At 43.3% G+C, this 3853-nt stretch carries 3 protein-coding genes; all 3 read left to right on the top strand.

Features of this window, described 5'->3' with window-relative positions; genetic code table 11:
- Window positions 1-14: 14 nt before the first annotated feature.
- The 3 genes from U9P07_04905 to U9P07_04895 all read left to right on the top strand — a co-directional run bounded on the left by U9P07_04905 (window position 15) and on the right by U9P07_04895 (window position 3596).
- Window positions 15-641, top strand: a complete 627-nt coding sequence (locus tag U9P07_04905) for an ABC transporter ATP-binding protein (GenBank protein ID MEA2108741.1) — start codon at window positions 15-17, stop codon at window positions 639-641.
- Window positions 641-2929 (top strand): outer membrane protein assembly factor BamA, encoded by a 2289-nt coding sequence (gene bamA, locus U9P07_04900; GenBank protein ID MEA2108740.1) that lies wholly within the window; start codon window positions 641-643, stop codon window positions 2927-2929. The genes U9P07_04905 and bamA overlap by 1 nt, the downstream gene beginning before the upstream one ends.
- A 100-nt stretch (window positions 2930-3029) precedes the next feature.
- On the top strand, window positions 3030-3596 hold the full coding sequence (locus U9P07_04895) for an OmpH family outer membrane protein (protein MEA2108739.1): 567 nt from the start codon (window positions 3030-3032) through the stop codon (window positions 3594-3596).
- Window positions 3597-3853: the final 257 nt, after the last annotated feature.

The following is a 3853-nucleotide window of genomic DNA, read 5'->3' as shown; positions in this document are numbered from 1 at the left end:
ATCTTGACGGTGAAATTATTCCGGTTCTGGAGGGGATAAATCTGTCAGTCAGCGTTGGTGAGCGGCTGGCTATCTGCGGGGAATCCGGCGCCGGTAAGAGTACTCTGCTCCAGATTATGGGAGCCCTTGACCAGCCAACTTCCGGTAATCTTTTATTTTCTGGTACTAATGTATTCAACTGGTCCCAGGAGAAGCTGGCCGGCTGGCGGAATGCCAGAGTGGGCTTTGTCTTTCAGTTTCACCATCTGTTGCCTGAGTTTACCGCCTTGGAAAATGTCATGATCCCATCCCTGATCCGAGGTGACAGCCGCAAAACTGCCGATATGTCAGCCCGTAGTATTTTGACCCGAGTGGGTTTGTCGTCACGTTTACACCATAAACCGGGAGAACTGTCCGGAGGTGAACAACAACGGGTGGCACTTTCCCGGGCTCTAGTTCTTAACCCCCCACTGATATTGGCTGATGAGCCGACGGGAAACCTTGATCGTAAAAACAGTCTGGAAGTGGAGAACTTGTTGTTTGAACTGAATAAAGAATTAGACCTGGCTCTGGTTGTGGTAACCCATAGCCAGCGCCTTGCTGACCGTATGGGTAGAATTATTTATCTTGAAGACGGGTTAATGAGAGAAGGTACAGCTTAGTGACTCGTCAGTTTTTATCCACTATTTTTTTTTCTGTCCTTTTTATCCTCGCTTTCATCCTGTCTCCGGGGTTAGCCAGGTCTGAAAATTTTGATTATAATGGTTATCCCGTTGCCCGAGTGGTGGTTTTAGGAAATCAGAAGGTAGCCAAAAAGGCTATCCTCGATAAAATGAAGACCAGGCCGGGATCTATATTCTCAGATATTCAACTTGACGATGACCTGAAAGCTATTTATTCGTTGGGGTTTTTTGAGAATATCCTGATGAACCTGACTGCCTCAGGGGAGAAAGTAGAAGTGGCGGTGGTGGTGGTGGAAAAGCCTTCTGTTGCCTCAATCGTCATCAAGGGAAATCGTAAAATAAAAAGGAAAGACCTGCTTAAAGAAATTACCGTCAGGACATTTGCTATCCTTAGTGCTGAGAAAATTTCTGCAAGTGAGGAGAAAATCCGCGTTTTTTATCATGATAAGGGCTTTTTTTCTGTTACGGTCAAAACTAAAATTAAACCGGCAGCAAAAAACCGGGTTAAGGTTATCTTTTCCATCCGGGAAGGTCGGAAGAGCTATGTGAAAAAAATCCGCTTTCATGGAAATGATGTTTTTGGTGACTGGCGTTTGCGACGACAAATTCAGACCAAAACCTACTCATTTTTTCTGACCTGGGCTACTGACGCCGGCATCCTGAAGCAGGAAATGCTTGAGCAGGATGTAAGCCTGTTAAAATCATTCTATCTCAGCAAAGGATATGTCCAGGCCAGAATCGGAAAAGCAAAAATATCCTTGAGTGATAATAAAAAATGGATATATCTGGACTTTGATGTCCATGAAGGGGATGTTTTCAGCCTGGGTGATATAGATATCAAGGATGAAGAACTTGATCCGGAAAAAAAGAAAAGGATTATCGGCAGACTCAAGGGCAAGAGCGGAGAGGTGTTCAGTAATAAAAACCTCCATGATGATATTGAGAAGCTGGATACCTATTATGCCGATCAGGGATATGCTTTTGTGGATATCAATCCCCTCACCAGCGTTGATCCAGATAAGCGTCAAGTTAAGATCAAATACAGTGTTGACCGTGGGAAACAGTTTCATTTCGGTCGTATTGAGATTAATGGCAATACCAAGACCAGAGATAAAGTTATTCGTCGGGAACTCCGTTTTGGTGAAGGTGATCTCTACAGCGCTTCCCGGCTGAAAAGAAGTCGTGAGCGATTAACAAATACCGAATTTTTTTCTGAAGCTGATATAAAAACAAATCCAGGTGCTGATGAGACCATGAATGTTGACGTTTCCGTGGTTGAGGGGCAGACGGGATCTTTCAGTGTCGGCTTGGGTTACAGCACGGTTGATTCAATTATCGGCATGGCCAGTATTTCCAAGAAAAACTTTCTTGGCAAAGGCTGGGATATGGCTTTTCATGTGGAACTTTCCGGCAGCAGGAGTTTGTATAATATCAGTCTGACCGACCCCTATTTTCTCGACATTCCCCTGTCTGCCGGTTTTTCCATTTACAATGAAGAAGTTGAATATGATGCCTATGATACTAAACAAAAGGGATTCAGGGTTACCTTCGGCAAACCCATTGGTGAATATACCAGCTGGTCCATGGGCTATCGCTTGGAAACCGTTGAAATTGATAATATAGATTATTATGTATCTGATTACATCAGGGATGAAGAAGGAACCACCACCACAAGTCAGGTCTATTTCAGTCTTATTCGCGACAAGCGTGACAATTATCTCTTCCCTCGCCATGGTTACCGACTGAAGGGAACCACAGTCCTGGCCGGTGGGCCACTGGGATTTGATAATAAATATTATAAATTTATTTTTGAGGCGCATAAATTTTTTCCCTTTAAATGGAACAGCGCTTTTCATCTGAAAGGATTGTTCGGATATGCTGACGGGTTTGGCGGTGAGGAGTTGCCTCTGTATGAACGTTTTTACGTCGGGGGGATGAATTCAGTCAGGGGTTTTGAATATGGTGAGGCCGGTCCGGAAGATGAATATGGCAATGTTGTCGGCGGAACCAGTGAATTGTATTTCAATACCGAATGGATTTTTCCGCTGATCAAAAGTATGGGGCTCAGGGGGGTGGTATTTTTCGATGCCGGCAAGGCGTTTGATGATGACGAGTCAATTGATTTTGATCTGCGCCAGAGTGTTGGAATTGGTATCCGCTGGAAATCACCCATGGGACCATTGCGGGTTGAATGGGGATATAACTTAAGTCCTGAAGATGATGAAAAAAGCAAGGTCTGGGATTTTTCGGTCGGGGCATTTTATTAATAGGTTGAAGCAAGCCCGAACATCCTGCAATGTATTCATGTCAATGTAAGTCAGAAAGTTGAGGTATAAATAAATCTTTTATTCTGAAAGGAGTCTATCAATGAAACATGACAAAATCTTTGGAATTTTACTGTTGGCGGCGTTTATCATGCTTGCCTGTCCTTTGCTCAGTTTTGCCCAAAAGGCGTCGGGGCTGAAAATTGCCTATATAGATTTACAGAAAGTAATGGGTTTGTCTGAAGCAGGAAAACAATCCCGTGAAATCCTGGAAAAAAAGCGGGCTGATCTGGGTAAAAAAATCAAAGAACTGGAAATGCAGCTTAATCAGAAGAAGACAGATCTCGAACGCCAGGGGATGATGCTCAGTGCTGCTGCCAGGGCTGATAAAGAAAGTGAATATCAGAAAGAAGTCAGAAATTTCAAGCTGTTTGTTTCTGACTCTGAAAAGGAGCTGAAAAAAACCTACCAGGAGCTGACCAAGTCTATCCTCAAGGAGCTTGAAAAGGTTATTGTCAAGTTCGGTAATGAGGGTAACTACAGTATGATCCTGGGTAAGCAGGAGAGCAGTATTTTTTACGCTGATAAAACCTATGATATTTCCCAACCGGTTATTGATGCTTATAATCTCTGGAAAAAAGAACAGAGCGCAGCTGAAAAGAAAAAATAGAAGTAACTATCCAAGTACTTTTTTCACCACCCGTTCGCTATGCTCACTTGAGAGCACGGAGAACACAGAGATTAAACGCCGCTTTATACTTTTAGAGTGATACTTCAATGTAACAATCCCGATAGCAATTTAGCTTTCGATGGAACTAAATTCGCCACTTGGCTGCCAGCAGGCAGATGGATGTTAAAGAAAGTTTTTTCTCTGTGACCACTGTGTACTCTGTGGTGAAAATCTTGTGATGAATAGTTGCAAATAGA

This window comes from Pseudomonadota bacterium, assembly GCA_034660915.1.
Lineage (GTDB): Bacteria > Desulfobacterota > Anaeroferrophillalia > Anaeroferrophillales > Anaeroferrophillaceae > DQWO01.
Note: the sequence above shows the minus strand (reverse complement) of the source record. Positions and strands in the feature narration are given on the sequence as shown.

Bases quoted from the DNA above. Each gene is read 5' to 3' on its own strand.
- U9P07_04895 (MEA2108739.1), top strand. From the start codon at position 3,030: ATGAAACATGACAAAATCTTTGGAATTTTACTGTTGGCGGCGTTTATC.